This is a genomic window from Massilia sp. Root351, from assembly GCF_001425045.1.
Lineage (GTDB): Bacteria > Pseudomonadota > Gammaproteobacteria > Burkholderiales > Burkholderiaceae_D > Rugamonas.
Genome location: NZ_LMDJ01000023.1, coordinates 288,776 through 314,509, shown reverse-complemented (window position 1 = coordinate 314,509; position 25,734 = coordinate 288,776). Strand labels below are relative to the sequence as shown.

At 68.4% G+C, this 25,734-nt stretch carries 16 protein-coding genes; 9 read left to right on the top strand and 7 right to left on the bottom strand.

The features are described 5' to 3' along the window. The first annotated feature begins 234 nt into the window (after positions 1 to 234). Both ASD15_RS33675 and ASD15_RS18470 read left to right on the top strand, forming a co-directional pair. Positions 235 to 1,953 (top strand): methyl-accepting chemotaxis protein, encoded by a 1,719-nt coding sequence (locus ASD15_RS33675; RefSeq protein WP_057156485.1) that lies wholly within the window; start codon positions 235 to 237, stop codon positions 1,951 to 1,953. Between the two features lie 67 nt (positions 1,954 to 2,020). Continuing rightward, a complete protein-coding gene (locus ASD15_RS18470; protein WP_057156484.1) occupies positions 2,021 to 3,091 on the top strand; it encodes a flavodoxin family protein in 1,071 nt (356 codons plus the stop codon). A 40-nt stretch (positions 3,092 to 3,131) separates the two neighbouring features. Here ASD15_RS18470 and ASD15_RS32780 read toward each other — a convergent pair whose 3' ends face one another. From ASD15_RS32780 to ASD15_RS18450, 4 genes are read right to left on the bottom strand one after another with little or no spacing between them, the layout of a single operon-like run. Next, a complete protein-coding gene (locus ASD15_RS32780) occupies positions 3,132 to 3,440 on the bottom strand; it encodes a glycosyltransferase (protein ID WP_162249918.1) in 309 nt (102 codons plus the stop codon). Next, on the bottom strand, positions 3,374 to 4,405 hold the full coding sequence (locus ASD15_RS32775; protein ID WP_057156482.1) for a hypothetical protein: 1,032 nt from the start codon (positions 4,403 to 4,405) through the stop codon (positions 3,374 to 3,376). The genes ASD15_RS32780 and ASD15_RS32775 overlap by 67 nt, the downstream gene beginning before the upstream one ends. Before the next feature lie 3 nt (positions 4,406 to 4,408). Further along, a complete protein-coding gene (locus tag ASD15_RS18455) occupies positions 4,409 to 5,074 on the bottom strand; it encodes an HAD family phosphatase (RefSeq protein WP_057156481.1) in 666 nt (221 codons plus the stop codon). Between the two features lie 19 nt (positions 5,075 to 5,093). Then, positions 5,094 to 7,817: a polysaccharide deacetylase family protein gene (locus tag ASD15_RS18450; RefSeq protein ID WP_057156480.1), complete on the bottom strand. Its 2,724-nt coding sequence runs from the start codon at positions 7,815 to 7,817 to the stop codon at positions 5,094 to 5,096. Positions 7,818 to 7,991: 174 nt separating this feature from the next. Between ASD15_RS18450 and ASD15_RS18445 the strand changes: the two genes are divergently transcribed. From ASD15_RS18445 to ASD15_RS18435, 3 genes are all read left to right on the top strand, one after another. Beyond that, positions 7,992 to 10,721 carry a diguanylate cyclase domain-containing protein gene (locus ASD15_RS18445; protein ID WP_057156479.1) on the top strand — a complete coding sequence of 910 codons (2,730 nt, stop codon included), beginning with the start codon at positions 7,992 to 7,994 and terminating at the stop codon, positions 10,719 to 10,721. A gap of 95 nt (positions 10,722 to 10,816) precedes the next feature. Further along, positions 10,817 to 12,292, top strand: a complete 1,476-nt coding sequence (locus ASD15_RS18440) for a methyl-accepting chemotaxis protein (RefSeq protein WP_057156478.1) — start codon at positions 10,817 to 10,819, stop codon at positions 12,290 to 12,292. Between the two features lie 151 nt (positions 12,293 to 12,443). After that, positions 12,444 to 13,805, top strand: coding sequence for a hypothetical protein (locus ASD15_RS18435; protein WP_057156477.1), 1,362 nt, complete (start codon positions 12,444 to 12,446; stop codon positions 13,803 to 13,805). Here ASD15_RS18435 and ASD15_RS18430 read toward each other — a convergent pair. The 3 genes from ASD15_RS18430 to ASD15_RS18420 are packed head-to-tail and all read right to left on the bottom strand — an operon-like array spanning position 13,795 to position 17,623. Beyond that, entirely contained in the window at positions 13,795 to 15,654 is a 1,860-nt protein-coding gene (locus ASD15_RS18430; protein WP_082551930.1) for a sensor histidine kinase, read from the bottom strand. The two genes, ASD15_RS18435 and ASD15_RS18430, sit on opposite strands and share 11 nt — an antisense overlap. Before the next feature lie 50 nt (positions 15,655 to 15,704). Continuing rightward, a complete protein-coding gene (locus ASD15_RS18425; protein ID WP_057156475.1) occupies positions 15,705 to 16,724 on the bottom strand; it encodes an AraC family transcriptional regulator in 1,020 nt (339 codons plus the stop codon). After that, complete coding sequence (locus tag ASD15_RS18420) at positions 16,721 to 17,623, bottom strand: GGDEF domain-containing protein (RefSeq protein WP_057156474.1); 903 nt, start codon at positions 17,621 to 17,623, stop codon at positions 16,721 to 16,723. Before ASD15_RS18420 ends, ASD15_RS18425 begins: the two co-directional genes overlap by 4 nt. A gap of 175 nt (positions 17,624 to 17,798) precedes the next feature. Here ASD15_RS18420 and ASD15_RS18415 point away from each other — a divergent pair, with 175 nt between their 5' ends. The 4 genes from ASD15_RS18415 to ASD15_RS18400 all read left to right on the top strand — a co-directional run bounded on the left by ASD15_RS18415 (position 17,799) and on the right by ASD15_RS18400 (position 25,570). Next, the gene (locus ASD15_RS18415; protein ID WP_057156473.1) at positions 17,799 to 20,333 is read left to right on the top strand and encodes a TonB-dependent receptor; all 2,535 of its coding nucleotides are present in this window, start codon (positions 17,799 to 17,801) and stop codon (positions 20,331 to 20,333) included. A gap of 1 nt (position 20,334) precedes the next feature. Continuing rightward, positions 20,335 to 22,323, top strand: a complete 1,989-nt coding sequence (locus tag ASD15_RS18410; protein WP_082551928.1) for a phytase — start codon at positions 20,335 to 20,337, stop codon at positions 22,321 to 22,323. 139 nt (positions 22,324 to 22,462) lie between these two features. Then, on the top strand, positions 22,463 to 24,238 hold the full coding sequence (locus ASD15_RS18405; RefSeq protein WP_057156472.1) for an ABC-F family ATP-binding cassette domain-containing protein: 1,776 nt from the start codon (positions 22,463 to 22,465) through the stop codon (positions 24,236 to 24,238). A 33-nt stretch (positions 24,239 to 24,271) separates the two neighbouring features. Continuing rightward, complete coding sequence (locus ASD15_RS18400; protein ID WP_057156471.1) at positions 24,272 to 25,570, top strand: NCS2 family permease; 1,299 nt, start codon at positions 24,272 to 24,274, stop codon at positions 25,568 to 25,570. The last annotated feature ends 164 nt before the right edge of the window (positions 25,571 to 25,734 follow it).

Sequence of the window (25,734 nt, the reverse complement as noted above, 5' to 3'; positions counted from 1 at the left end):
GGTTATGCGATTTCCACGAATGGCGGTGCTTGCGCCTCTGCAACTTGCAATCGAGTGTACACCGTGCTTGGCGTAAATCGCAACATTTCCACCCTAGCAGTTTCACATTGTGTAGCAAAAACGATCATACAAATTTTTTATGGATTCTTATCAAGAAATATTTCTTTAAAAATAAAAATAGCACTGCTACACTATTTTTCCAGAATTCAAACAACACGCGGGAAACCAGGCCAGATGAATATCGCCAATATCAAGATCGGACACCGCCTCACCATCGCCTTCTCGCTCACCGTGCTGCTGATGGCCGTCGTGGTGGGTGTCGGCGTGACCCGCCTGCAAGCCGTCAGCGGCGAGATCGGCGTCACCATAGGCGACCGCTACAACAAGATCCGCCTGCTGAACGAGATCAAAAACAGCGCCAACCAGCAGGCGCGCAGCCTGCGCAATATACTGCTGATGCAGGACGCGGCGGCGGCCAAGGCCGAACTGGAGCTGGCGGAGCAGAGCGCCAGGCAAGCCGATGCCCATCTGGCCAGGCTGGACAGCATAGTGACGCTGCCCCAAGCGCGCGCCCTGCTGGCACGCATTGCCGCCACGCGCGCCAGCTACGGCGCCGGCACTGCCGTGCTGCTGGCGCAGGCCAAGGCCGGCGAGCGCGAAGCGGCCATCGCCACCCTGTACCAGCGCGTGCGCGGCGAACAGCTGGCCTATTTTGCGGCGGTGGATCAGCTGATCGATTTTCAGGTGGCGCTGATGCAGGCCTCCGGCCAGGCGGCGCAGGACGTGGCGGCCAACGCGCGCCTGCTCATGGTGCTGCTTGGCGCAGCGGGCGCCGTCCTGAGCCTGGCCACGGCCTGGTACATCACGCGCGGCATCGTGCGCCCTCTCGGCCATGCCGTGAAAGTGGCGCGCACCGTGGCCGGCGGCGACCTGAGCTCGGCAATCGAAGTCCGCTCCAGCGACGAGGCGGGCCAGCTGACGGCGGCGCTGCGCGACATGAACGACAGCCTGGTGCGCATCGTCACCCAGGTGCGCGTGGGGACGGACACCATTGCCACCGCGTCGGCGGAAATCGCGTCCGGCAATGCCGACCTGTCGGCACGCACCGAACAGCAGGCCGGTTCGCTGGAGGAAACCGCTTCCTCGATGGAGCAGCTGACCTCGACCGTGAAGCAGAACGCCGACAACGCGCGCCAGGCCAACCGGCTGGCGCTGTCCGCGTCGGACGTGGCGGGCAAAGGCGGCGCGGTGGTGGCGCAGGTGGTCGACACCATGGCTGCCATCAACGCATCGTCGCGCAAGATCGTCGACATCATTGCCGTTATCGACGGCATCGCTTTCCAGACCAATATCCTGGCGCTGAACGCGGCCGTGGAAGCGGCGCGCGCGGGCGAACAGGGCCGGGGGTTCGCCGTGGTGGCCAATGAAGTGCGCAACCTGGCGCAGCGTTCGGCTGCGGCGGCGCGCGAGATCAAGGCGCTGATCGCTGACTCGGTCGACAAGGTGGACGGGGGCGCCAGGCTGGTGGACCAGGCCGGACATACGATGGAGGACATCGTGGCCAGCGTGCGGCGCGTGACGGATATCATCGGCGAGATCGCGTCGGCCAGCCAGGAGCAGCTGGACGGTATCGAACAGATCAACAGCGCCATCTGCGACATGGACGAAACCACACAGCGCAACGCGGCACTGGTGGAGCAGGCCTCGGCGGCGGCGGCCGCGATGCGCGAGCAAGCGCTGGCACTGTCGGGCACGGTGGGCGTGTTTACGCTGGCGGACGGCGCCGCCAAGGCGCAAGGCGCCACTGTCAGCCGCATGCCGAAGCCGCGCCCGGCCGGCAAGGCCGCCGCGCAGCTGCCCGCCCCGGCCGGTCCGGCCAAGCCAGCCGCACGGAAGGCGGCGGGCGGCGCCGCGCCGGTGCATGAAGCCGACGGCGAATGGCAGGAGTTCTGACCGTACGTTAGCGTACAGAGCGCCTGCCGCGGCAGTGGCAAGCTTGAGGCTTCCTCCGGAGGCCGCCATGACAAAGATACGCAAGGGCCAGGCGCCCAAACCGCTGGAACGGCAGGAGTTCCGCCTGCAGTTCCAGCGTTCCTTCCTCGATCCAGCATTCGATGCGGTGCGCGGCGCCCTGGACCAGGTGGAGGAAGTGGCCTGGAATAACTACCATGCGGGCCGCAAGGCGCCTGTCACCCAGGCCGCCGGCGAAGGCTACGCCGATCCCGGATACAAGCTGTCGGCCGAATGGGTGGCCACCCGCGAGCGCCTGCGCGCCGCCGAACACAGACAGAAGGATCCGGCCACGCCTTCGCGCGCGCTGCTGATCATCGGCTCGGCGCGCAACGACGGCACCTGCCCCGGCGAAGTGTCCAAGACCTGGCGCATGGCGCAACTGGCGCGTGAAACGCTGTCCGCGCAGCAGATCGAAACGGATGTGCTGGACCTGAGCCTGCTGACCTCCAGCTACGACCTGCACATCCATCCTTGCAAGGGCTGCGTCTCGACCGCCATGCCGCTGTGCCACTGGCCGTGCAGCTGCTACCCCAACCACGCGGAACGCCAGACCAATGACTGGATGGCCGAGATCTACGAGAAATGGGTGGCGGCGCACGGCGTCATCATCCTCACGCCCGTGTACTGGTACCAGGCGCCCAGCCCGCTCAAGCTGATGATAGACCGGCTGGTCTGCGCCGACGGCGGCAATCCGGACCCCACCAGCACGCACGGCAAGCAGGCGGCCGAAGCCAAGGCGCTGGAGCTGGCCGGCTGGGGCTACCCCAAGCACCTGGCTGGGCGCGCCTACGGGCTGGTGGTGCATGGCGACGTGGCGGGCGTGGAAAGCCTGCGGCGGAGTCTGTCGGACTGGCTGAGCTGGATGGGGCTGGTGAGCGCGGGCGGCCAGGCCGAGCTGGACCGGTATCTGGGCTACTACGAATCCTATGCCGACAGCCATGAAGTGCTGGACCGCGAGCAGAAGTTCCAGCAAGAGGTCCGCGTGGTGGCGCGCGCAGTCGCCGCCTGCATCGCCCGCCTGCGCGCCGGCGATCCCGTGCGGCCGGATGCAGGCATCGTCCCGGCGCGTCCCAAATGACATACTGGCCAAGCGTACCAAGCTGTGCTGAAAAGCGCGTTCAGCTCCCCGCAGCCTGCCGTTCCAGCGCCATGGCCACGCGCGTGGCCATCTCTTCCACTTTGTAGCCTTGTGCGCGCGCGGCGTATGCTTGCGCAGCGTTTGCATAACCGGGTGTGGCGAGCATGTGGCGCACCAGCGCGCGCCAGTCGGGCGGCTTGGCCAGCATCGCGGCATTCACGCCCATCCCGGCTGCGGCGATGCGGCGCGCGGTGAGGAATTGTTCCAGCTGCATGGGCAGCATCAAAACCGGCACCCCGGCCAGCATGGCTTGCGCCAGGGTCGCCTCGCCGCCGTGGGCGACGCACAACTGCGCCTCGGCCAGTGCGGCTTGCAGCGCAACCGGCCCGCGCGCGAACGCCAGGCTGGGCGCGGTGACCGGCGGCGCCTTGCCGCCGGCGACTTCCGGCAAGTAGCAAAGCACCCGGCAGCCTTGCTGCGCCAGCGCAGCCAGCACTTCCGCGTGGTCGGCATGGCCGGTTTCAGATAGGCGAACACCTTCGGGCCGTTCCCCGGCGGCCATGCCGGCGGCGCGCCGCCGGCCGGCAGGAAGGCCGGGCCGTACCATTCGACGCCAGCGGCGCCGGCGGTGCGGCTGAACGGGTCGAGCTCGGGCCATGTGGTCAGCAGCGGCGCGTCACCCAGCAGCAGATCGGCGGCCCAGCTCAGCGGCGGCGCGCCATGGTGCGCCAGCACGGCATTGGCGGCTTGCAGCACGCGCGCTTCGGCATCGGCCAGCCGTTGCGGCGCGATGTTCTCCCATTCACGCAGGCAGGGCAAGGCGCGCCCGGGCGGCGGCATGGAGAATGCCGAGCCGACCGAGGCGCTGCGCAAACCCATGCTGCGCGCGGCCAGGATGGCGGTGGGCGCGTAGTCCGCCACCACCACCTCGGGACGCAACAGGCTGAAGATGGAGCGCCAGCCGGCCACCAGGCCTGCCAGCGGCTCCGCCTGCAGATAACCCGCGGTCAGCAGGATCTCGGCATGGCTGGCGTGGTTCGGCGGCATGCCTTCGGTGCGGTGCAGCCAGACCGGCGCCTGCAGCGGGGGCGTGCGCAATGCGGGCATCTGCGGCCCGCGCGCGCCCATGACGCCCGGAGCGGCGCGCAACGGGTCACTGAACCGGCCACTGAACAGGCCATGCGCCTGCGCCAGGTCGCGCAGGCTGACGCTCACCTCGTGGCCGCGCGCCAGCAGGGCCGCGGCCAGCACCTTCAGCCGTCCGGCGTGCCCCAGGCCGCCGCCCAGTTCCCAGCACAGGTGAAAGCGCGCCATGCGCTAGCGCTCCGCGCCGGCCAGCGCCGCCAGTTCGGCGTGCAGGCCGGCCATGTCGTCGGCAATGCGCCACGCGCCCGGAAAGTCATAGTGCCGCGTCAGCGCGTTGCGCAGCACGATGCAGCGTATGCCCGCTGCAGTGGCTGCCTGCAGGCCGCGCGGCGAATCCTCCACCACCACGCATTGGCCTGCCGCCAGTCCCAGCTGCTCCAGCCCCAGCAAATACGGCTCGGGCGACGGTTTGCTGTGCGCATAGTGCTCCGCCGTCAGCACGAAGCGGAAATGGCGCAGCAGGTCCAGCCTGGAATGGATCAGCTCGAAATGGCTGCCCATGGAGCTGGTCACTACGCCCATCGGCAGCCGTGGCGCCAGCTCGGACAGCAGCTCCGCCACCCCGGCGATGGGTTCGACGGCCGCACCCAGCAGCAATTCCGAGTAGCGCCGGTTGCGCCCTGCGCGCAGTTCGGCGATGCGCTCCTCGCTCATGCCCAGATGCGCCAGCAGGTGCCACGCGCCGCAGTTGTCGGCCAGGTACCAGTTAAAGAAATCCAGCTCGGTCAACTCCACGCCGAACGGCAGGAACAGCTCGCGGTTGGACTGGTAGAACAGCCGCTCCGTGTCCACCAGCACGCCGTCGTTGTCCCACAGGATGCCTTCGATAGGCTTCACAGGCGCTCCGTCACCGCCATCAGAGCTTCTCCAGCTGCTGCCGCGCATACGCCGCGCCGCTGCCGTTCGGCGCCAGTTCGAGGTAAGTCTTGTAGGCGCCCTGCGCCCGCTTGCCGTCGCCGGCGCGCGCCGTGGCGTCGCCCAGGTTCAGATAGGCGATGGCGCGCGACGGGTCCATCTTGATGGTGTTTTCGAACCAGCGCGCCGCTTCCGGGTAGCGCTCCTGCTTGTAGAACACGAAGCCCAGGTTGTTGGCCGCCAGCGCGAAGTCGGCGCGCAGCTTGAGCGCCTCGGTAAACTGCGCCTCGGCCGCCGCGTACTGTTTTTCCTTGTACAGCTGCAGGCCACGGTCGTTGGCGCGCTGGGCCAGCTGGCGCGCGGACACCGGCACCGCCGCCGGCGGCGTGATGGCCTGGTCCTTGCCCTGCAAGTCCTTGATGGTGACGGCCACCGGCGCCGCATCAGGCTTGGCGTCCTGCTTGGCCTCGGCCTTGGCATCGAGCTTGGAATTGAGCGCGATGGCGTCGTTCGACAGCTGCGCCGTGCCCGCGCCCAGGAACTCGGTCTCGGCCGGCAGCTCGAACACGAAGTCGCCGCCCTCGGAACCCGGCAGGCTGCCGAACGCCGGAGTCTGGCTGGACACGCCCGCCACCGCCGGCGCCACATAGGCCGCCAGCTCGGTCGCAGTGATCAGGCCGTCGCCGTTCAGGTCGGCCTTGCCGCCCAGGCCCTGCAGCAGGGTCCAGGTGAACACCGAATGGCCGTTCGGGCCGCCGTCCGCCACCAGCTGGTCGCCGCCGCCGGCAGTCAGCATCTGGCGCCCGATGCGCTTGGCGTTGTCGCGCAGGAAGGACGACGAGGAGCCGCCGCGCGTCAGGCCCAGGCCGCTGTAGCAGGCGTCCATCACGAACAGCACGTGCTTGGCGCTGAGGCTCTCGGCGATGTTCTGGATCTCGGTCATCGGGATAGCGTCCGTGGCCAGCTGGTTCGGGTCCGCGTCGGCCGGCACGATGTAGCCCAGGTCACGCCCGGAACTGAGCTTGCGCGTGGCGCCGTGGCCGGCAAAGAACACGAAGATACGGTCGTTTTTCTGCACGCCGCCATGCGCCAGCCGGTCGTGGAAGGCGCGCAGGATGCCGGCCCGCGTGGCCTCCGCATTCTTCAGCGTCACCACGCGCTCGGCGGCGAAGCCGAACTTGTCGATCAGCGTCTGCCGCACGCCCTGCGCGTCGCGCACGGCGTACTGCAGCTTGGGCCACTTCGCGTAGTCGTCGATGCCGATCACAATGGCCCAGGAGTTGCCGTAGCCGACGGACACCGGCGCCGCCGGGGCCGGTGCTTGCGCGGACGCGCCCTGCGCCGCCTTGAAGGCGGTGCCGTCCCAGCCGGCGAACTGGTAGCCTTCCGCCACCAGGCGGTCCAGGATGATGGGCAGCGCCTTCACGGTGCGCTCGTGAATGTCATGGAACAGGATGATGCCGCGCCCTTCCTTCTCCACGCCCTGCAGCACGCGTCCGGCGATCGAACTGGGCACCGGGTCGGCCCAGTCCAGCGAATCGATGTTCCACATCACCGACTGCAGCTTGGCCTTGTGCAGCATGGCCATGCCCTCGCTGTTGCGCGCGCCGTAGGGGAAGCGGAACAATGGCGAGCGCTCGGCGTCCACCGCCTTCAGCAGCACGTCGGTGTTCAGGATCTCGGCCTGCAGCTTGTCGCCGCTTTCCTTGGACAGCTGGGCGTGGCTGTAGCTGTGGTTGGCCAGCGTGTAGCCGGCCGCCTTCAGCTTGCGGCTCACCTCCGCGCCGCCGTTCAGCTTGGCCTGCTGCGCGCCGTCCACGCTGCCGATGTTGCGGCCCACCTCGAAGAACACGGCCGGCGCGCCGTACTGCTTCAGGATGGCGGCAATCTCTTCGCTGTAGCGCTTGTGCGGGCCGTCGTCGAAGGTCAGCACCACGGTCTTTTTCGGCAGCGCCTTGCCGAAGATCTCGCCGTCCTCCGGCTTGGCCGGGCTAGCGCCGGCGCCGGCGGGCGGCTGCGGATACGGCATCACCACGCCGTATTCCTTCAGGATCTGTTCGCGGCTGTACAGTTTCTTCAGGTGCGCCACGTAGTCGTCCCAGCGCTCGCGCTTGAGCTCGATGCCGCGCGTTTCGAAACGGCCGAAGATCTGCTTGATCTCCTGGTCGTAATTGCGTTCGATCTCGGCCAGCGCGTCCAGGTCCTCCGAAATGCGCTTGTGCAGCTTGATGGCAGGCAGGGAGCCGTCCTTGGCCACATAGCCGCGCAGCGATTGCAGCAGTTCCCGGAACGCCAGCCGGTCGGCGTCGTACAGGCCGGGATCGGCCTCGATATAGTCCAGCAGCGCGCCCATGCCGGCAAAGCGCCCCGCGTCGGCCGACGCCGCCAGCGCGGCCAGCGCCTCGTCGATGCGGGCGATGCGCAGCTGGTTGTCGTGGAACAGCCCCTGCCCGACCTGGTTGGCGCGCGATTTCTCCGCCTCGCTCAGCGACTGTTCATCTGCAAGCAGCACGATGGTCTTGCGGTAGGCCGCCAGCACTTCCTTGAGCTGGCCGGCGATGGCCTGCTGCGCCGGGGCGGGGGCGCCGGCGGCGCCGGGCTGGCCGGCAACTGGAGCGCCGGCGCCCGCGCCTGGCGCGGCGCGGTGGGTGTAATAGTAGCCTGCGCCGGCGGCGGACAGGACGGCGGCCGCTACGGCGGCCAGCAGGACGGGCTTGGAGATCACTCGGGGCTCTGTTTAGATGCGGTGCAGCAATTGTAGGGCATGTGCGGCCGGCGCGCCATTCGTTCCAAATTCCGTGGCTAGCCGGGGCCGGGTGTGCAATACTCCACGCTACCGAACGACTTGCTCAAAGACATGGCCCCAGCCGGCTTACTGCCACGTACCCTGAAATCCCGGATGACCACGGTTGTCATCCTGCTGGTGCTGGCCGCCACCACCATCGTCACCACTGTCGCGCTGATGCTGGCCGAGCGCGACATGAAGGCCGTCATCGGCGCCCAGCAGTATGCGGTGCTGTCGACCGCCGCCTCCTATGTCGATGAACAGCTGGAAGCCAAGCGCGCACTGCTCTCCACCCTGCCCGAAGGCCTGCCGCCCGGCATCCACAGCGACCCGGCCGCGCTGCAGGCGCTGCTGCTGGCCCGCCCTGCGGTCGGCGCGGAATTCTTTAACGTGGTGGCGTTCGACCGCAGCGGCAAAATGGTCGCCACCATGCGTCCGGACCTGAAGGAAGCAGGTCTTTCCGCCGCCGGCGCGCCCTATTTCGACAATACCGTCAAGAGCCGCGCCGGCTTGATCTCGGCGCCCTTCCTGAGCCGGCTGTCGGGCCGCCCGGTGGTCCTGATGACCCAGCCGGTGCTGGACCCGCGCGGCGAAGTGGCCTACGTGATCGCAGCCGGCATCGACTTGCAGCAGTCCGACTTCTTCGGCCCGATCAATGGCCTCAAGCCCGGCAAGACCGGCTTCATGTTCATCATGACGGCCAGCGGCATCCTGCTGCACCACCCCACGCCGGAGCGCCTGCTGCGCAACATCAATGACCGGCCCGGCTACAACCGCGCCACGGAAATGGCGCTGAACGGCTTCGAGGGCTGGACCGAGGCGAAAAACAAGGACGGCAACGAAGGCATCTATTCATATAAGCGCCTGAAGGCCACCAACTGGATCGTGGCGGCCCGCTATCCCACCGACGAGGCTTTCGCCCCGCTGATTGAATTGCGCAAGCGGGCCATCCTGGCCGCCAGCGTGTTCGCGGCGGTGGCCGGCCTGGTCGCCTGGCTGGCCATCGACCGCCTGCTGGCGCCGCTGGAGCGCCTGCGCTCGCAAGTGGCGCTGCTGCGCCGGGGCGGCACCGACCTGGCGTCGCTGCGCACCGGGCGGCAGGACGAAATCGGCGAGCTGAGCGAGGCGTTCTACCAGCTGACCGCCGAGCGCGCCGCCACCCAGGAGCGCGTGCTGGCCAGCGAGAGCCTGGTGCGCAGCATCCTCGAGCATGCGCCCGACGCCTTCGTCAGCACCGGCCCCGACGGCACGGTGACCGAATGGAACGCACAGGCTGAGCAGACCTTCGGCTGGCGCCGCGACGAAGCCGTGGGCCGCAACGTGGCCGAACTGATCGTGCCGCCCCGCCTGCGCAGCGCGCACGCGCTGGGCATCATGCGCCTGGCCGCCGGCCGCAGCGCGCCGGACGGCTTGCCGCGCCAGCGCCGGCTGCAACGCACCCGCATCGCGGCGCAGCACCGCGACGGCCACGAGATCCCGGTGGAGCTGTCGATCGGCAGCTTGCGCCACGACAGCGGCATGATCGCCACCGCCTTCCTGCACGACATCTCGGAGCGGGTGGCGCACGAGGAACAGCTGGCCGCCAGCGAGCACCGCGCGCGCATGATCGCCGACAGCATGCCCGCGCTGGTGGCCTACCTGGACCGCGACCTGCGTTACCGCTTCACCAACGAGCACTACCAGGTGCTGCTGGGGATGGACCCTGACGCCATGCTGGGCAAGTCGGTCAGCGAAGTGTTCGGCCCGGCGGTCTACCTGAACTGGAAGGACAAGATGGACGCTGCGCTGCGCGGCGAACGCGTGCATGAGGAACGCGACGGCGTGCAATTGGGGCGCGCGCTGCACCTGATGACCGACCTGGTGCCGGACGTGGACGCCGCCGGCCAGGTGCAGGGCATTTACGCGATGTCGATGGACATCACCCAGCGCCGCAACGCCGAGCTGACCCAGGCCGCCAGCGAGCAACGCCTGCAACTGATCACCGACCACCTGCCCGCGCTGATCTCGTATATAGACCGCGGGCACGCCCTGCGCTTCGGCAACGCCACTTTCCAGCACTGGCTGGGCCTGGACCCGGCCAGCCTGGCCGGCCGGCCGCTGCGCGAGGTGATGGGGGCGGCCGCCTACGGCAAAACCCTGCCCCAGCTGGCGCGCGCCTTCGCCGGCCAGCGCGTCTGCTTCGAACACCGCGCCCGCCTGCACGGCGACCTGCGCACGCTGGAAACCACTTTCGTGCCGGATGTACGGGCCGACGGCAGCGTGGCCGGCGTGTACGCGCTGACGCAGGACATGAGCCGCATCAAGGCGGTGGAACAGCAGCTGATCGAGCTGGCCCGGGTCGATGCGCTGACCGGCATCGCCAACCGCCGCAAATTCGAGGAGGTTTTGCAGCAAGCCATGGCGCGCAGCCAGCGCCTGGCGCGCCGCATGGCGCTGGCTTACCTCGACATCGACCACTTCAAGGCCATCAACGACAGCCTGGGCCACGGCGCCGGCGACGACGTGCTGAAAGAGTTCGCCAGCCGCCTGATCCAGTCGGTGCGGGCGGTCGACCTGGTGGCGCGCCTGGCCGGGGACGAGTTCATCATCGTGCTCGAGAACGTGGACCAGGGCGGCGAAGCGGCGCAGCTGGCGGCCAAGATCGTGGCCGCCGTGCGCACCCCGTTCACGGTCAATGGTTCACCGATGCAAGTGACCACCAGCATAGGCGTGGCCTTGTACAAGGGCGGCGGCGAAGGCGTGGGCGAGACAGCGTCCAGCCTGATCGCGCGCGCCGACCGGGCGCTGTACGAGGCCAAGCGCAACGGCCGGGACTGCTATGTTGTGGATGCGGAACAAAGCTGAGGTAAATGCGGCATTGTGGGATTTGGTGACAATTGTGCGTGCCGATTGCGGCACAATGTCCTTCTTAGCGGCCCGCGCCGTCAGGAGGAAAAGCCATGCTGAAGCACATGAAAATGGAGACCCGGCTGCATGTTGGACTGGGCGGTATCGTGATCCTGGTCGTACTGCTGGGCTTGACGGCTTTTGCCAGCCTGAGCGCCCTGCTGGGACGCTGGAACAATATCGAGAGCGTGACGCTGGCGCGCAAGGACGCTGTCATGTCCATCGCCGCGGCGCATGGGCGCGCCACGCACAGCTTCAAGAACTATGTGCTGCGCGGCGGCGACTATGCCGCCAAATTCCGCACCGAAATGGCCGAGATCGACAAGGCCGCCAACAGCTACCTGGCCGGCGGCGAGGTGTCGCGCGAAGAGCAAGGCTTGCTGAATGAAATCCTGGCCTCCACCAAGGAATACGGCCAGCAGATGGCGCACCTGGAGGCGCTGCGCGAAAAAGGCGCCACGGTGGCGGACCTGGACAAGGCCGTGAAGGGGGCGGACGCCGGCATCGCCACCGCCAGCGCCCGCTTGCGCGAGGTCAATGCCGCCGAGACCAAGGCCGAATCGGCCGAGATGACCGGCATCGCCCGGCAGGCCAAGCTGTGGATCCTGTCCTTCGCGGTGGTGATCGCCGTGCTGGGCTGCCTGCTGGCGGTGTGGATTTCACGCAGCCTGAGCAGCATCGTGCGCGACATCCAGCAAGTCACCGGCGCGCTGGCCAGCGCCTCCACCGAGGTCAGCGCCACGGCCCAATCGCTGTCGCAGGCCTCCAGCGAGCAGGCCGCCAGCGTGGAGGAAACCAGCGCCTCCCTCGAACAGATGACCGCTTCCATCACCCAGAACGCGGAGAACGCCCGCATCACCGACGGCATAGCCACCAAGGCGGCGCAGGAAGCGGCCAAGGGCGGCGAAGTGGTGAAAGCCACGGCGGCGGCCATGCGCCAGATCGCCAAAAAGGTCAGCATCATCGACGATATCGCCTACCAGACCAATCTGCTGGCCCTGAACGCCGCCATCGAGGCGGCCCGCGCGCACGAGCACGGCAAGGGCTTCGCGGTGGTCGCGGCCGAGGTGCGCAAGCTGGCCGAGCGCAGCCAGGTGGCGGCGCAGGAGATCGGCGAAGTGGCGGCCAACAGCGTCGACCTGGCCGAACAGGCCGGCGTGCTGCTGGACGCCATGGTGCCGAACATCCGCCGCACCTCGGATCTGGTGCAGGAAATCGCCGCCGCATCCGAAGAGCAGTCGGCAGGCGTGGGCCAGATCAATGCCGCCGTGGGCCAGCTCAGCCAGGCCACCCAGACCAACGCCGCCAGCTCGGAACAACTGGCCGCCACCTCGGAAGAGATGAGTTCGCAGGCCGACCACCTGGCGCATCTGATGGCGCTGTTCAAGCGCTACGCCAGCGAGGAGCAGCCGGCGCGTTCCAATGTGCGTTCGGTGAAATCGGCCAAGCCGCGCCCGCAGCGCCCCGGCCCGGCGGCGGCCCTGGCGCCCGCCAGCACCCTGGACGAAAGCCAGTTCACCAAGTTTTGAATCCCGAGGGGGCTGGCTTGCCGAGTGGCTTTTCGGGGTGGCTTTTTCGCGTTGTCAGTCTAGTCTTACAGAGTGGCGGGACAATCACTGCTACGCATGCAAGCGACAATTTTGCATACTGGAAAAAACTGATAGCTGAGCGAGACAAGTCATGCAGAATCCCGTAGCCACCACCTCCCCCGAAGCATCGAGGCGCATCTACGCCGCCCTGTCCGAAGCTGGCGACTCGCTGCGCGCCGCCGACGCCGCGCTATTCCTGCGCAGCCAGCTCGACACCGCAGCCGGCCAGGCTGCCTGCCTGCCTGCACGTTATGACGAACTGGCCGGCTGGATCAGCCATCACGCGCAAAGCGTCACCGACGCCTACCACCGCTACCAGGTAGCGCGCGAATTCGGCGCGCCGCGCCGCCACTTCGCCACGCAGGCGCAGGCGCGCCAGTTCTTGCGCCTGGCCGCGCCGGCCCGGCTGGCGGACGGCGCTTCGCTGTACGGCGTGGTGGAACGCTGGGACGATGTCGACTTCCAGCCCATGATTGCGAGCTATCTGGAGCAACTGGGCAATGGCGTGCCGGACCGCAACCGCTACTTGCTGTACCGCGACCTGCAGGCGGGCGGCGCCGGCAATGCCGATGCCGGCATCCCGCTGGGCAACTACCGCAGCGCAGCGCTGGAACTGTCGCTTGCACACAACGGTGACGACTTCCTGCCGGAATTGATCGGCTACAACCTGTCGCGGCAGCAGCCGTCGGCGGAACTGCTGGTGGCGCGTCACGAACTGACGGAACTGGGCTTGAACGCGGATGCGTTTGCCGCCGCCGCCGTGGCGGCGGGCAGCGGCCCTTCCGCCCTGCTCACCCTGCGCGGCGTAATGGCCCGGGTCGGCGACCCGGCCGCCTTCTACCGCCGCGTGGCAGACGGCTACCGTCTGCATGCGCTGGCGGCGCACCTGCCGCTGCCTGCGGCCAGCGACGCCGCGGCGCCGCTGGCGGCCGAAGCGCCGGACAGCCAGCCTGCCGGCCCGCAGCATGGCGGCGCAGCCCCGTCAGCCGCAATACAGCCGGCCACGGTCCAGAGCGCGCCGCAGCGGGAGCCGGCCGAACCGGTGCTGCCGCCGGACGCCGTGCCGGACCGCGCCGGCGCCAGGCCGGCTTCCAGCCAGGGGCGCACGCAAGCGGCGGCATCGTCAACAGCATTGCCGGCGTCGGCGGCCGCGCAGCATGGCTCATCCAGCGCCGGCCACGATGCGGCGCAACGGACCGGCCAGCTGGCCACCGCCGAAACCGCGCCGCGCGTGCGCACGGACCGTCCGGTTATCCGCCACCACTTTCCGGCCGACGAACACGCATGGGAATCGATAGGCTGCGAGCTGCGCCTGCTGGAAGCACGCCTGGCAGCGTCGGACAGCAAAGAGGAAGCCATGGCCACGCTGGCGCGCCTGCTGGCGCCATCGCTGCAGCACACGCCGGCAGGCCTGATGGCCGCGCGCATCTACAGCCAGCTCTTCAACTTGTAGCCGTCAGCGGGCCGGTTGCCGCCGCCATGTGCGCCGGGCCGGCAGCGTCGGCGACAGGCAGCCGCACGGTCACGCAGGTGCCCTGTCCGGACCCTGCGCTGGCGATGCCTATCGTCCCACCGTGCATTTCCACCAGCCGCTGCACCAGCGTCAAGCCTATGCCCAGCCCGCCCTGCGCGCGCTGCAAGGTCTGTTCGCCCTGCACGAACACCTTGAACACGTGCGGCAGGAGTTGCGCCGGAATGCCCACGCCCTGGTCGCGCACCGTCAGCTGCGCCATGCCGTCTTCCTGCGTTACGCGGATGGCGATGGAAGATCCTGCGGGGCTGTATTTCAGCGCGTTGTCGAGAATGTTGTCGATCACTTGCGCCAGCCGGGTCGCGTCGCCCAGCACCGGGGCCGGCTCGGCGTGCAGTTCGATGCGGTGCTGCTCCAGCCGCCCGCCGGCCTGCAGCGTTTCGACGCAGCCGCGCGCCGCATCGGCCAGGTCGATCTGGCGCTTGCTCAGCGCCAGCTTGCCCATCAGCGCCCGGTTCACCTCCAGCAGGTCATCCACCAGCGACGTCAAGTGGGCAGTCTGGCGCCGCAGTACCTCGCGCACCCGCTGGCCTGCCTGCGGCGGCGCGCCGGCCTGGCTGCCCATGTCGAGCAGGGCCACCGCGCTGGTGATAGCGCTCAGGGGGTTGCGCAGCTCGTGGCCCAGCATGGCCAGGAATTCATCCTTGGCCGCGTTCTGCCGCTCCGCGTGTTCGCGCGCGGCGCGCTCGCGCACCAGCAATTCGTTGCGTTCCGCCTCCACGCTGGCGCGGCTCACCATTTCAGCGCGCAGGCGGGCGTCGGCGTCGCGGATGGCGTCGTTCAGCGCTTCCATTTCCCGGATACTCGAATGGCGCAGGCCGGACACCGGCAGGCTGCCGCCCAGGGCGCGCGCCGCGCGGGAGGCGCCCGACACAAAGCGCACCAGCCGGCGTCCGGTATGGATGCCGAGCGCCAGCGCCGAACCGATGGCAATGACAAAACCGGCAATGGCCACCGACATCCCGCGCAGCACCGCCGCATTGATTTCCGCCACCGGCGCCGATACCACCACCGCCCAGCCGGACAGCGCCGAGCGCACGAAATACGAATAGACTTCGGTGCCCTGGGCACTGGCGTGGCGCAGCGTGCCATCCGGCGCGGCCTGCACCCGCGCCAGCACATCGGGCGCGATGCGCACGCGCGCCGGATCGTCTTCCTGGCCGCGCTCGGCGATGATGACGCCGGTGCTGTCGATGACGCTGACCTTCCAGCTTGCGGGGATGGTGCGCGCGTGGAAACTGCGCGCAAAATAGGATGGCGTGAACGCCTGCGAAATCACGCGCCGGTCGCCGGCCGCCGTGGTGATGGGCAATTCGACCGTGACGAACACCCGTTTCAGGTCCAGGCCCCATTTCATGCCCGACACCACCCCGGTGCCGCTGTCGAGTTGCTGCGCCACGACCTCGGGATCGGGCCGCAGCGGCAGCCTGGCGTCGTACGGCAGCCGGGTATTGACCAGCTGCTGGCCGCTGCGGTCGTACAGGATGATCCAGCCGCCGTGGCCGGCATTGGCGGCGCCGGCCTCCTGGTGAAAGCGCTGCATGTCGCCGGAAGCGAGGGAATGGGAATTGGCCAGCACCCGCAGCACCGACTGCGCGCGGCGGATTTCAGCGTCGATTTCCAGCGTGGCGGCGCGGGCGCTTTCCTCGATGTGCCGCATCGCCGACGCGCGCTGCGCCGTGAGCAGCATGTCGAGGGCGATGCTGCAAAATACGGCCACCGGCAGCACAATGGAGGAAGCAAGCAACCAATAGTGGGTACGTAGTCGCATCGATGATCATGGGTCTGTTGGACGCCAATTGTACAATGGCGCCGCGCGATTTAGTTGGCGCCGGAGAGCAGCGCTTCGCGCAGCAGGCCTGGCGTCTGGCCGGTCCAGCGCTTGAAGGAGCGGCGGAAATTGGTGGCGTCGTGGAAGCCCAGGTGCCGGGCCACGGCGTCGTTGTCGGCGCGGCGGGTCTGGAACAGGTATAAGGCGACGTGGGTGCGTACCTGGTCCAGTTCGGCCTGGAAGTGCGTGTGGTGGCGCGCCAGGTGGCGCTTCAGCGTGGCCGGACTGACGGCGAAGTCCGCCGCAGTCTGTTCCAGCGTCGGCGCGGCGCGCACGCGCGCCAGCAGGTAGTCGTACAGCACGGTCAGCAGGCTGGGCGATGTGGCGGCGGCCCAGGCCGGCATGACCGGCGGCGCCGGCGCGGGGGCGGCCGCCGGCCATGGACGGTCCAGCCACGCGGTGTCGATCAGCATGGCGTCGAGGTGGCAGTCGAAACGCAGGTCGGCGCCGAGGTGCACTTCGTGCTGTTCGGTGTAGCGCGGCCGCGTGCGGTTGAAACAGAAGCGCCAGGGCAGGCGCTCGCCGCCCAGCCAGCGGCACATGGACGCCAGCGCCGTCATGTGCATCTCGGCCAGGAAGGGCAACTGGCCGGGCGCGCCGTAACTGTCGGTCCAGTACAGCGCAGTCAGTGCGCCCTCCTCGCGAAAACGCGGGCAAAGCAGCGGCGACAGCAGGCACTGGCCGGCCGCCAGGATCTGCAAGGCTTCGCGCAGGCTGCCGGCGCGCAGCAGCGCGGCGCTGGCCGGACCGTAGTCGCCCGGCAGCATCTGCTGGCCCAGCATGAAGGCGGTATCGGCGCTACCGAGCACGCGCGCGGCGTTCTGCAGCAGCTGCAGATACTGCTGCGGCGTCAGGCGCAGTTCCGCAGGCGGCAGATCCGGCCCATCCAGCCCGCTGCCGCGCCACAGCGCCGGCAGCGCCGCATCGCGGCTGGCAGCGTAGTCCAGCACCTGCCACGGCTGGTGCCGCGCAGGGATCACCGCATCGCCGGCGCCGTGGTAGACGATCACGCCGCGGCCAGGCCGTGTCCGCCGCCTGCGGCTGCAGGCGCCAAGTCGACCGCCTTGCCCAGCTCGGCCAGCAAGGCCTCGGGCTCGCCTTCGGCCAGCGTGCAGGCGTGGCGCAGTCCCACCGCGATCTGTCCGGCGGGCGACGCGTGGCGCATCCGGCCCACCATGCTGCACAAGTGCTCGGCCAGTTCGCGCGCCTGCGCCTGCACCATGCCGGGCAACAGGATGGCGTAACGGTCGCCCGCGTAGCGGCACAACAAATCCTCGTTGCGCAGGTTAAGCAGCAGCATGTGGCCCACTGCCTGCAGCACCCGGTCGCCCTCGCGCTGGCCGTGTTCACGGTTGATTCTGTGGAAGCCGTCTATGTCCAGCAGCACTAGAGCGCATGGATTGCCCGGGGCGCGCGCGTGCTCCAGCCTTATCTGGGCGCGCAGGTAGTCGGCGCCGGCCAGCTGGGTTACACGGTCGAAGGCGCGATGGTCGCGGAACAGCCGTTCGCGTTTCTGCAAGTGTTCATTCAGGCTGAACTGTTCCTGGCGCCAGTAATACATGCCGCCCGTGAGTGTCAGCATCCCCAGCGGCATCAACGCCTCCAGCCAGTTGTCCCACAGCTGGTCCTTGGCGACATGGAAGAACTCATCCAGGCAATCCGCCCACGAACCCAGCATGATGGCCGCCAAGCCCAGCGCCAGCAGCCGCGTCACCAGGCCGCCCGGCCGGCTGCTCAGGGTAATCAGCAGCCAGATGCCCGCCATGGCGGACGTGCCGCCTTCGCAAAGGATATCCAGCCATTTCCATTGCGCCGGCGGCCTGGCCTCGCCCATGACCGCATAGATCACGGGGAACAGCAGCAAGCCGGCGGCCGACAGTATCAGATAGGGGCGGTGCAGTTTTAGCATGGCCGCAGCATAGCGGCGCTTTATGACAAGGGCATGACCGCCCCGGGAAGGCGCCCCTGGCAACGGGGGGAGGTGCAAACGGCTCACGCGCCGCACCCGCTTTGTAACAGAAGCGACATATTGCCTTTCTAGAATGCCCGGCGTTACCTCATCATTTCAACCAACGAAAAAAACCATGCACAAGCCAACCGCGCCAACCTTCCGCCTGTCCGCCCTCAGCATGGGCGTGCTGGCCATGCTGACCTCCATGGGCGTGCACGCCCAGGTGGCCGAATCCTCCTCCATGGCGGGCGTCGTCGTCATCACCGGCCAGCAAGCCAGCCTGCGCAAATCCATCGCCGCGCAGGACAAGGCCGACAACATTATCAGCGTCGTCAGCAGCGACGACATCGGCGGCCTGCCGGACAAGAACGCCGCCGAGGCACTGGCGCGCCTGCCGGGCGTGTCGGTGCAGCGCGACCAGGGTGAAGGCCGTTACATCACGGTGCGCGGCCTGGGGCCGGACCTGAACGCCGTCACCATCAACGGCGCGCTGGTGCCCTCGCCAGAAGCGGGCCGGCGCGCCGTGGCCCTCGACATCCTGCCGGCGGGCCTGATCCGCTCGCTGGAAGTGAGCAAGACCCTGACCCCGGACATGGACGCCAACTCCCTGGGCGCCACCGTGGAAGTGAAATCGCTGTCCGCCTTCGACCTGCCGGGCAAGGTGCTGTCGCTCAGCGCAGCGGCCAGCCGCGACCAGAACACGGCGCAGACCAGCCCCAGCGCCGGCCTGCTGTGGGCGCAGCGCTTCATGGACGGCCACCTGGGCGTGGCCGTGGGCCTGAGCGGCGAGAAGCGCAAGTTCGGCTCCGACAACGTGGAAACCGGGGGCGCCTGGGACGGCGACAAGCTGGGCGGCGTCGAATTCCGCGACTACCTGCCGGTGCGCGAGCGCCGCGCCGCCGCCATCAACCTGGACTACCGCCCGGCAGCGGGCAGCAGCTGGTTCATGCGCAACCTGCTGAGCCGCTTCAGCGACGACGAGGTGCGCGACCGCCTCACCATCAGCAATATCGCCGGCGGCAGCCTCACCGAAGGCGCTACCGCCAGCGCCCGCGCCGAGCGCCGCCTGCGCCAGCGCAAGTACACGCAAGAGATCCGCTCCACCGTGCTGGGCACCGAACAGAAGTTCGGCGACTGGCAGCTGAACGTGGAAGGCGGCGCCAGCCGCGCCAACGAAGACACGCCGGAATCGATCAATGACGCGCGCTTCCGCGGCAACGCCAACTTTGCCGGCATCGGTTTCAAGGACGGCGCCAAGCCGCAGCTCGCCGCGCCGGCCGGCGTCTACGACGCCGCCAGCTACAGCCTGAACGCCATCGCGCTGCAGCAGCGCTATTCGGAAGACAAGGAACGCCATGCGCGCTTCGACCTGTCGCACGCCTTCCCTGTCGGCGAGATGCGCTCGACGCTGAAGTTTGGCGCCAAGACCAGCCGCCGCGAGAAGGCCAATGACACCAACCAGTGGACCTACAACAGCAGCAAGGCCAGCAGCGCCAACTACTGGGGCGCCGGCCCCACCGCCCTGGCCGCTTTCGTGGGCGCCGATGAACTGGACTACAAGCTGGGCCGCATCGGCACGGCCATCGATCCTTCCGCCGTGCGCGCCCGTGTCGCCGGCCTGGACCGCAATGCGGCGCGCCTCGCTGCGGAATCGGCCATCAACGATTTCCGCATGAAAGAGGACATCGACTCGGCCTACGTACAGAACACGCTGGCCTGGGACGCCTGGCGCGTGCTGGCCGGCGTGCGCGCCGAGCACACCAGCTTCGACGCGGCCGGCTCCCAGGTCAACGGCTCCGTCATCACCCCGTTGCAGCGCGAGCGCTCCTACACCAACTGGCTGCCGTCGCTGCAAGCGCGCTACGACGCCGACGAGCACACCAGCGTCCGCGCCGCCGTCACCAAGGCCGTGGTGCGCGCCAACTTCAGCCAGCTGGCGCCGGGCGTGAGCCTGGCCAGCGCCACCGAAGCCACCATCGGCAACCCGGACCTGGCCCCGCTGCAGGCGCGCAACCTGGACTTGGGCGTGGAACGCATCCTCGGCACCGACGGCACGGTGTCGGCCTATGCCTTCCACAAGGAGATCAAGAACTTCACCTACACCACCAACCTGGCCGGTACCGGCCAGTGGGCGGGCTACTCGTCGGCCACTTCCTACGCCAACGGCGACAAGGCCAGCGTGAAGGGCATCGAACTGGCCTGGACCCAGCCGCTGCGCATGCTCCCGGCGCCTTTCAACCGCCTGCTGGCGGGTGTGAACGCGAGCCTGAGCGACTCCAGGGCCAACGTGGCGCGCTTCGACACCAAGGCCGGCAAGGTCCTGTCGCGCAGCATCTCCATGCCGGGCCAGTCGGACCGCGTGATGAATGTGATGCTGGGGTACGAACAGGGTCCGGTCAGCACCCGCCTGGCGCTGAACTACAAGTCCGAGTACCTGCTTGAAATGGGCGACATCCTGAACCCGGCGCAGGACCGCATCGTCGACAGCCAGAAGCAGCTCGACCTGTCTTTCGCATACCAGATCAGCAAGCAGCTGCAGCTGCAGTTCGAGGCGTCCAACCTGAACAACGAGAAGTACTACGTCTACCAAGGCGTCAAGAACCATAACGCGCAGTACGAGCAGTATGGCCGCACCTATAAAATCACCCTGAAAGCCAGCCTGTTCTGATATGAAGACCCAAGCAATCATCACGGCGGCATTCGCCGCCTTCGCCGGCACCGCCGCAGCAGCCGGCGCCACCGCAGCCGGCCTGCCGGCCGGCGTTGCAACCACCGCGTCGATCGGCCCGGCCGGCTCGCCTGCCTCGGCAGGCTCCCTGGCTGCCATCGCGGCGGCCACGGAGCTGGCCGCGCTGCCGGACGGCGGCTGGCTGGCGCTCGACAAGAACGCCCTGCGCCTGCTGGACGCCAATGGCGCCGAACGCGCCCGCCATGCGGTGCGCGGCAAGCAGCTGGACACCCGCAGCCAGCCCGGCGGCGTGCTCGCCACGCTGGTCGACTCGAACACCGAGCGCACCGTCGCCATCGACGCGGACCTGAAAGCGGGCACGCTGCGCGTGCAGGCGCCCTTCCCGGCGCCAGCCTTCGCACCCGAAGCGGCCTGCCTGTACCGCGACGCCCAGCAGCTCAGCTACCAGTTCCTGATCGCCAAGGACGGCCAGGGGGAACAGTGGCTGCTGGACGGCGCCGAACGCAAACTGGTGCGCAGGCTCGCTCTGCCGACGCACGTGCGCCATTGCCGCGCGGACGACGCCACCGGCACACTGTTCGTCAGCGAGTCCGGCATGGGCTTGTGGGCCTACAACGCCGATGCGGAAGGCGCGGCCAGCGTGGGCGAGCGCCATGCGCTGGCGCTGCGCCCGCCGTACGGCAAGCTGCCCGGCGGCGCCGGCGCACTGGCGCTGCTGCCGGGCGGGCTGGCCATGCTGGACGCCAAGGGCAAGACGCTGAACCTGTTCAGCCTGCGCAACGGCGCCTGGCAGGCGCAAGCGCCGCGCGTGCTGAAGGCGGCCGCCTACGGCCGCACGCTGGCCAGCCGCAGCAGCGGCGCGCGCACCGAACTGCTGCTGAACGACGAGGATGCGAAGCAATGGCACGCCGTCCCGGCCGGACTGGCTGCGCAACGCGGCCTCGCAGCCGGCAGTGCCGCCACCGCTGCGGGCAACGCTGCGGCAGCCACCGCGCCCGCCGCCTCGCCTGCGGTCGTCCTGCCCCGTGCCCAGACCGAACCCATGGCGCGCCTGGGCGACGCTGCGGACGACCCGGCCATCTGGGTCCATCCATCCGATCCGTCCGCCTCGCGCGTACTGGGCACCAACAAGAAGCAAGGCTTGCTGGTCTACGACATGCACGGCAGGCAGACCCAGTTGCTGGAATCGGGCCGCCTGAACAACGTGGACCTGCGCCAGAATGTGCTGCTGGACGGCGCCCGTCACGACCTGGCACTGGCCACCCAGCGCGACGACAACAGCATTGTGCTGTTCACGATAGACGGCAGCGGCGCGGTCGCCGAAACCGCGAGGTTCCAGACCGGCCTGGAGAAAATCTACGGCATCTGCGTCTACCAGCCGGCCGGCGGCGGCCTGGAAGCCTTCGTCAACGACAAGGACGGCACGTTCCAGCACTACCGCATCGGCCGCAAGGACGGCGCCTACACCAGCACCCTGCTGCGCAGCTTCAAGGTCGCCAGCCAACCCGAAGGCTGCGTAGCCGACGACCGCAGCGGGCGCCTGTACGTGGGCGAGGAAAAGCGCGGCGTATGGACACTGCCGGCAGTTGCAGACCAGGGCTCGGCCATGCGCATGGTGCTGCCGGTTGGCGGCGTGCTGACCGCCGACGTGGAAGGCCTGTCGCTCTACCACGGTGCGCAAGCGAGCTACCTGGTGGTGTCCAGCCAGGGCAGCAACAGCTATGTGGTGCTTGATGCGGCTGCACCGCACAAGGTGCGCGGCAGCTTCCGCATCGGCCTGAACGTGGCGGCCGGCATCGACGGCGCTTCCGAAACGGACGGCCTGGATGTCAGCTCCGCCAACCTTGGCGGCGCCTACAGCGAGGGCATGCTGGTGGTGCAGGACGGCTACAAGCGCCTGCCCGACGGTCCGCAAAACTTCAAGTACGTGGCCTGGTCCGATATTGCCACCGCCCTGAAGCTGCGCTAAAATGCGTGCGCTGCCCATTTTTCGGGCAGCGCCCATTCAGGAGTATGCGCCGATGAAGAAGTAAGCCTCCTCAGCAAGAGAACGCACGACCGCCGCGCGGCCTGCGTATGACGTCATATCTCGTCTGGAGCTTACTTTTATGGCAGTACTTGTCAACGCCACCGCCACGGTGGCCGTGGCGCCGTCCAACGCGCCCTCACCTTCCAGCGTTTTCTCGATCGCCCTGCGCCGGTTGTCGCTGGCACTGCCTTCCGGCCGCGTCCTGTTCGACCGCCTGGAGGCCACTTTCCACGCCGAACGAACCGGCCTGGTGGGCGCCAACGGCACAGGCAAAAGCCTGCTGGCCCGCGTCATGGCAGGCCTGGTCGCGCCCGACAGCGGCGCCGTGCTGCGCGAAGGCGGCGTCGTGTTCGTGCCGCAGGAAATACGCCCTGCCGCCGGCGACACGGTTGCCGCCGTGGCCGGGCTGGCCGCGCTGTTCGACGCGCTGCGCCGCATGGACGCGGGCGAAGTCCGCAGCGACGACCTGGATCTGCTGGAGGGCCGCTGGCACATGGCGGCCGAATTCGCGCAGGCGCTGGCCGAGTGCGGCATGCCGCAACTGCGGCCCGGCGACAGTGCCGCGGGCCTGAGCGGCGGCGAACTGATGCGGGTGGCCCTGGCGGGCGCCTTCCTGTCCCGGGCGGCAGGCCTGCTGCTGGACGAACCCACCAATCACCTGGACCGCGCCGGGCGCGCATGGCTGTGTGCGCGCTTGCTGGACTGGCGCGGCGGCGCCGTGGTCGTCAGCCACGACCGCGAGCTGCTGGACACGATGGACCGCATCGTCGAGCTGGACGCGGCCGGCCTGCACAGCTATGGCGGCAACTACAGCCACTACGAGACACAGCGCGAGGCCGCCGGCAACGCCGCGCGCGGCGCGCTGGAACACGCGCGCAATGAACGCGACACGGCGCTGCGCGCCCTGCGCAAGCAGCACGACGGCCAGCAAGCCCGCGCTGCCCGCAATGCCAGGGTGGGCAAAGAGGCCAATATCGCCCCTATCCTGCGCGGCAAGCTGAAACGGCAGGCCGAGGCCAGCGCCGGCCGCGAAGTCCAGCGCCGCGCCGACACCAGCGCAGCCCTCGACGATGCAGTGCGCGAGGCCGCGTCCCGCCTGAACGCACCCGCAGCCGTCGCCCTGCTGCTGCCGGCCAGCACCGTCCCGCCGGGCAGGCGCGTTGTCCAGTTCGACAGCGTGGTGCCGCCGTATCCGCCGCCAGGCTTGCAGACGCCGCTCGCGCGCGGCGGCGCCGGCGGCGCCCCGCCCCCGGCTGCGCAAGCCGGTGCGGCACTGGACTTCACGCTGGCCGGCCCGGTGCGGCTTGCGATCACAGGCCCCAACGGCTGCGGCAAGACCACGCTGCTGAAAATGATGGCGGGCCTGTTGCCGCCTTTGTCCGGCGAATGCCGGATCTGCGTGCCGCACGCCTGGCTGGACCAGCATGCCGCCGCCCTGCTGCCGCCAGAACTGACGGTGCTGGAGCGCCTGCGCCAGCTGGACAGCCCCTTGCTGGAAGGCGAACTGCGCAGCCGCCTTGCCCTGCTGGGCCTGCAGACGGCGCAAGTGCAGACGCCTTCCGGCCTGCTGAGCGGCGGCGAACGCCTGAAAGCGGCGCTGGCCTGCGCGCTGTGGCGCGGGCAGCCGGCCCAGCTCCTGCTGCTGGACGAACCCACCAACCACCTCGACCTGGCCGCGGTGCGGGCACTGGAACAGGCGCTGCAAAGCTACACCGGCGCGCTCGCCGTGGTCTCGCACGACGCCCGCTTCCTGGACGCCCTCGGGCTGACCCATCAACTGGACCACCGGCTGGACCACCGGCTGGCGCCCGCGCCACACCGCCAAAACGGCTTTTGGGAGCTGACCGAGAGATGATATGCTGCTCCTGACACCATTCCGGGAGCCCCAATGTCCATCGCTGAAAGACTATTCAAACTAAAAGAAGCCGGCTCGGACGTGCGGACCGAAACCGTGGCAGGGATCACCACTTTCCTCACCATGGCCTACATCATCTTCGTCAACCCCGCCATCCTTGGCGACGCCGGCGTGCCGAAGGAAGCGGTGTTTGTCGCCACCTGCCTGGCCGCCGCGCTGGGCACGGCCATCATGGCGCTGTACGCCAACTACCCGATCGGCATGGCGCCCGGCATGGGTCTGAATGCCTATTTCGCCTACGCCGTGGTGCTCGGCATGGGCGTGCCCTGGCAATCGGCGCTGGGTGCGGTATTTATTTCAGGCTGCCTGTTTGTCGTCGTCAGCCTGCTTGGGCTGCGCGGCCTGATTATCAACGGCATCCCGCACGGACTGCGCACCGCCATCACGGTCGGCCTGGGACTGTTCCTGGCGTTGATTGCGCTCAAGAGCGCCGGCATCGTCACCGCCAATCCGGCCACCATGGTCACTGCGGGCGACCTGCACAAGCCGCCGGCGCTAATGGCCATCTTCGGTTTCATGCTGATTGTGGCGCTGGACAAGCTGAAAGTACGCGGCGCCATCCTGATCGGCATCGTCGCGGTGACCCTGCTCAGCTTCGTCTTCGGCGACAACAAGTTCAACGGCATATTCTCCGCACCGCCATCGCTCGACCCGACCCTGCTGAAGCTCGACATCAAGGGCGCCCTGTCGGTCGGCATCGTCAATGTGGTGCTGGTGTTCTTCCTGGTTGAACTGTTTGACGCCACCGGCACCCTGATGGGCGTGGCCAGCCGCGCCGGCCTGCTGGTGCCGGGCAAAATGGAGCGCATGAACAAGGCCCTGCTGGCCGACAGTGCCGCCATCGTGGCCGGTTCGCTGCTGGGCACCTCCAGCACCACCGCCTACGTTGAAAGCGCGTCGGGCGTGCAGGCCGGCGGCCGCACCGGCCTGACCGCGCTGGTGGTGGCCCTGCTGTTCCTGGCCTGCCTGTTCATCGCCCCGCTGGCCGGCGCCGTGCCGGCCTATGCCACCGCCCCTGCCTTGCTATTCGTGGCCTGCCTGATGCTGCGCGACCTGGCGGATATTGACTGGAGCGACACCACGGAAAGCGTACCGGCTGGTATCACCGCCATGCTGATTCCGTTCACGTACTCGATTGCGCACGGTATCGCCTTCGGATTCATCACCTACGCCGTGCTCAAGCTGCTCACCGGCCGCGCGCGGGAAGTCAAACCCATCGTGTGGATCATCGCCGCCGTGTTCACCTTTAAATACGCTTACCTTCCGGGCTGATTTCCCGGCAAAGGCCTGCGCTACCGGCGATTCCTTGATCGCCAGGATGCCGACGACGTTGTGCAGCCGCATGCGGCACAACGTCAGAAGATCCTCCTCCGGCGCCCCCAGCCGCATCCGCACGTCCATGCCCTGCGGGCACTGGCTAATTCGCATCGCCTCCA

What these genes read in the sequence shown, in the direction of transcription:
- ASD15_RS33675 (WP_057156485.1), top strand. Translation starts at nt 235, where the DNA reads ATGAATATCGCCAATATCAAGATCGGACACCGCCTCACCATCGCCTTC.
- ASD15_RS18470 (WP_057156484.1), top strand. Translation starts at nt 2,021, where the DNA reads ATGACAAAGATACGCAAGGGCCAGGCGCCCAAACCGCTGGAACGGCAG.
- ASD15_RS32775 (WP_057156482.1), bottom strand. Translation starts at nt 4,405, where the DNA reads ATGGCGCGCTTTCACCTGTGCTGGGAACTGGGCGGCGGCCTGGGGCAC.
- ASD15_RS18445 (WP_057156479.1), top strand. Translation starts at nt 7,992, where the DNA reads ATGACCACGGTTGTCATCCTGCTGGTGCTGGCCGCCACCACCATCGTC.
- ASD15_RS18440 (WP_057156478.1), top strand. Translation starts at nt 10,817, where the DNA reads ATGCTGAAGCACATGAAAATGGAGACCCGGCTGCATGTTGGACTGGGC.
- ASD15_RS18435 (WP_057156477.1), top strand. Translation starts at nt 12,444, where the DNA reads ATGCAGAATCCCGTAGCCACCACCTCCCCCGAAGCATCGAGGCGCATC.
- ASD15_RS18430 (WP_082551930.1), bottom strand. Translation starts at nt 15,654, where the DNA reads ATGCGACTACGTACCCACTATTGGTTGCTTGCTTCCTCCATTGTGCTG.
- ASD15_RS18420 (WP_057156474.1), bottom strand. Translation starts at nt 17,623, where the DNA reads ATGCTAAAACTGCACCGCCCCTATCTGATACTGTCGGCCGCCGGCTTG.
- ASD15_RS18415 (WP_057156473.1), top strand. Translation starts at nt 17,799, where the DNA reads ATGCACAAGCCAACCGCGCCAACCTTCCGCCTGTCCGCCCTCAGCATG.
- ASD15_RS18410 (WP_082551928.1), top strand. Translation starts at nt 20,335, where the DNA reads ATGAAGACCCAAGCAATCATCACGGCGGCATTCGCCGCCTTCGCCGGC.
- ASD15_RS18405 (WP_057156472.1), top strand. Translation starts at nt 22,463, where the DNA reads ATGGCAGTACTTGTCAACGCCACCGCCACGGTGGCCGTGGCGCCGTCC.
- ASD15_RS18400 (WP_057156471.1), top strand. Translation starts at nt 24,272, where the DNA reads ATGTCCATCGCTGAAAGACTATTCAAACTAAAAGAAGCCGGCTCGGAC.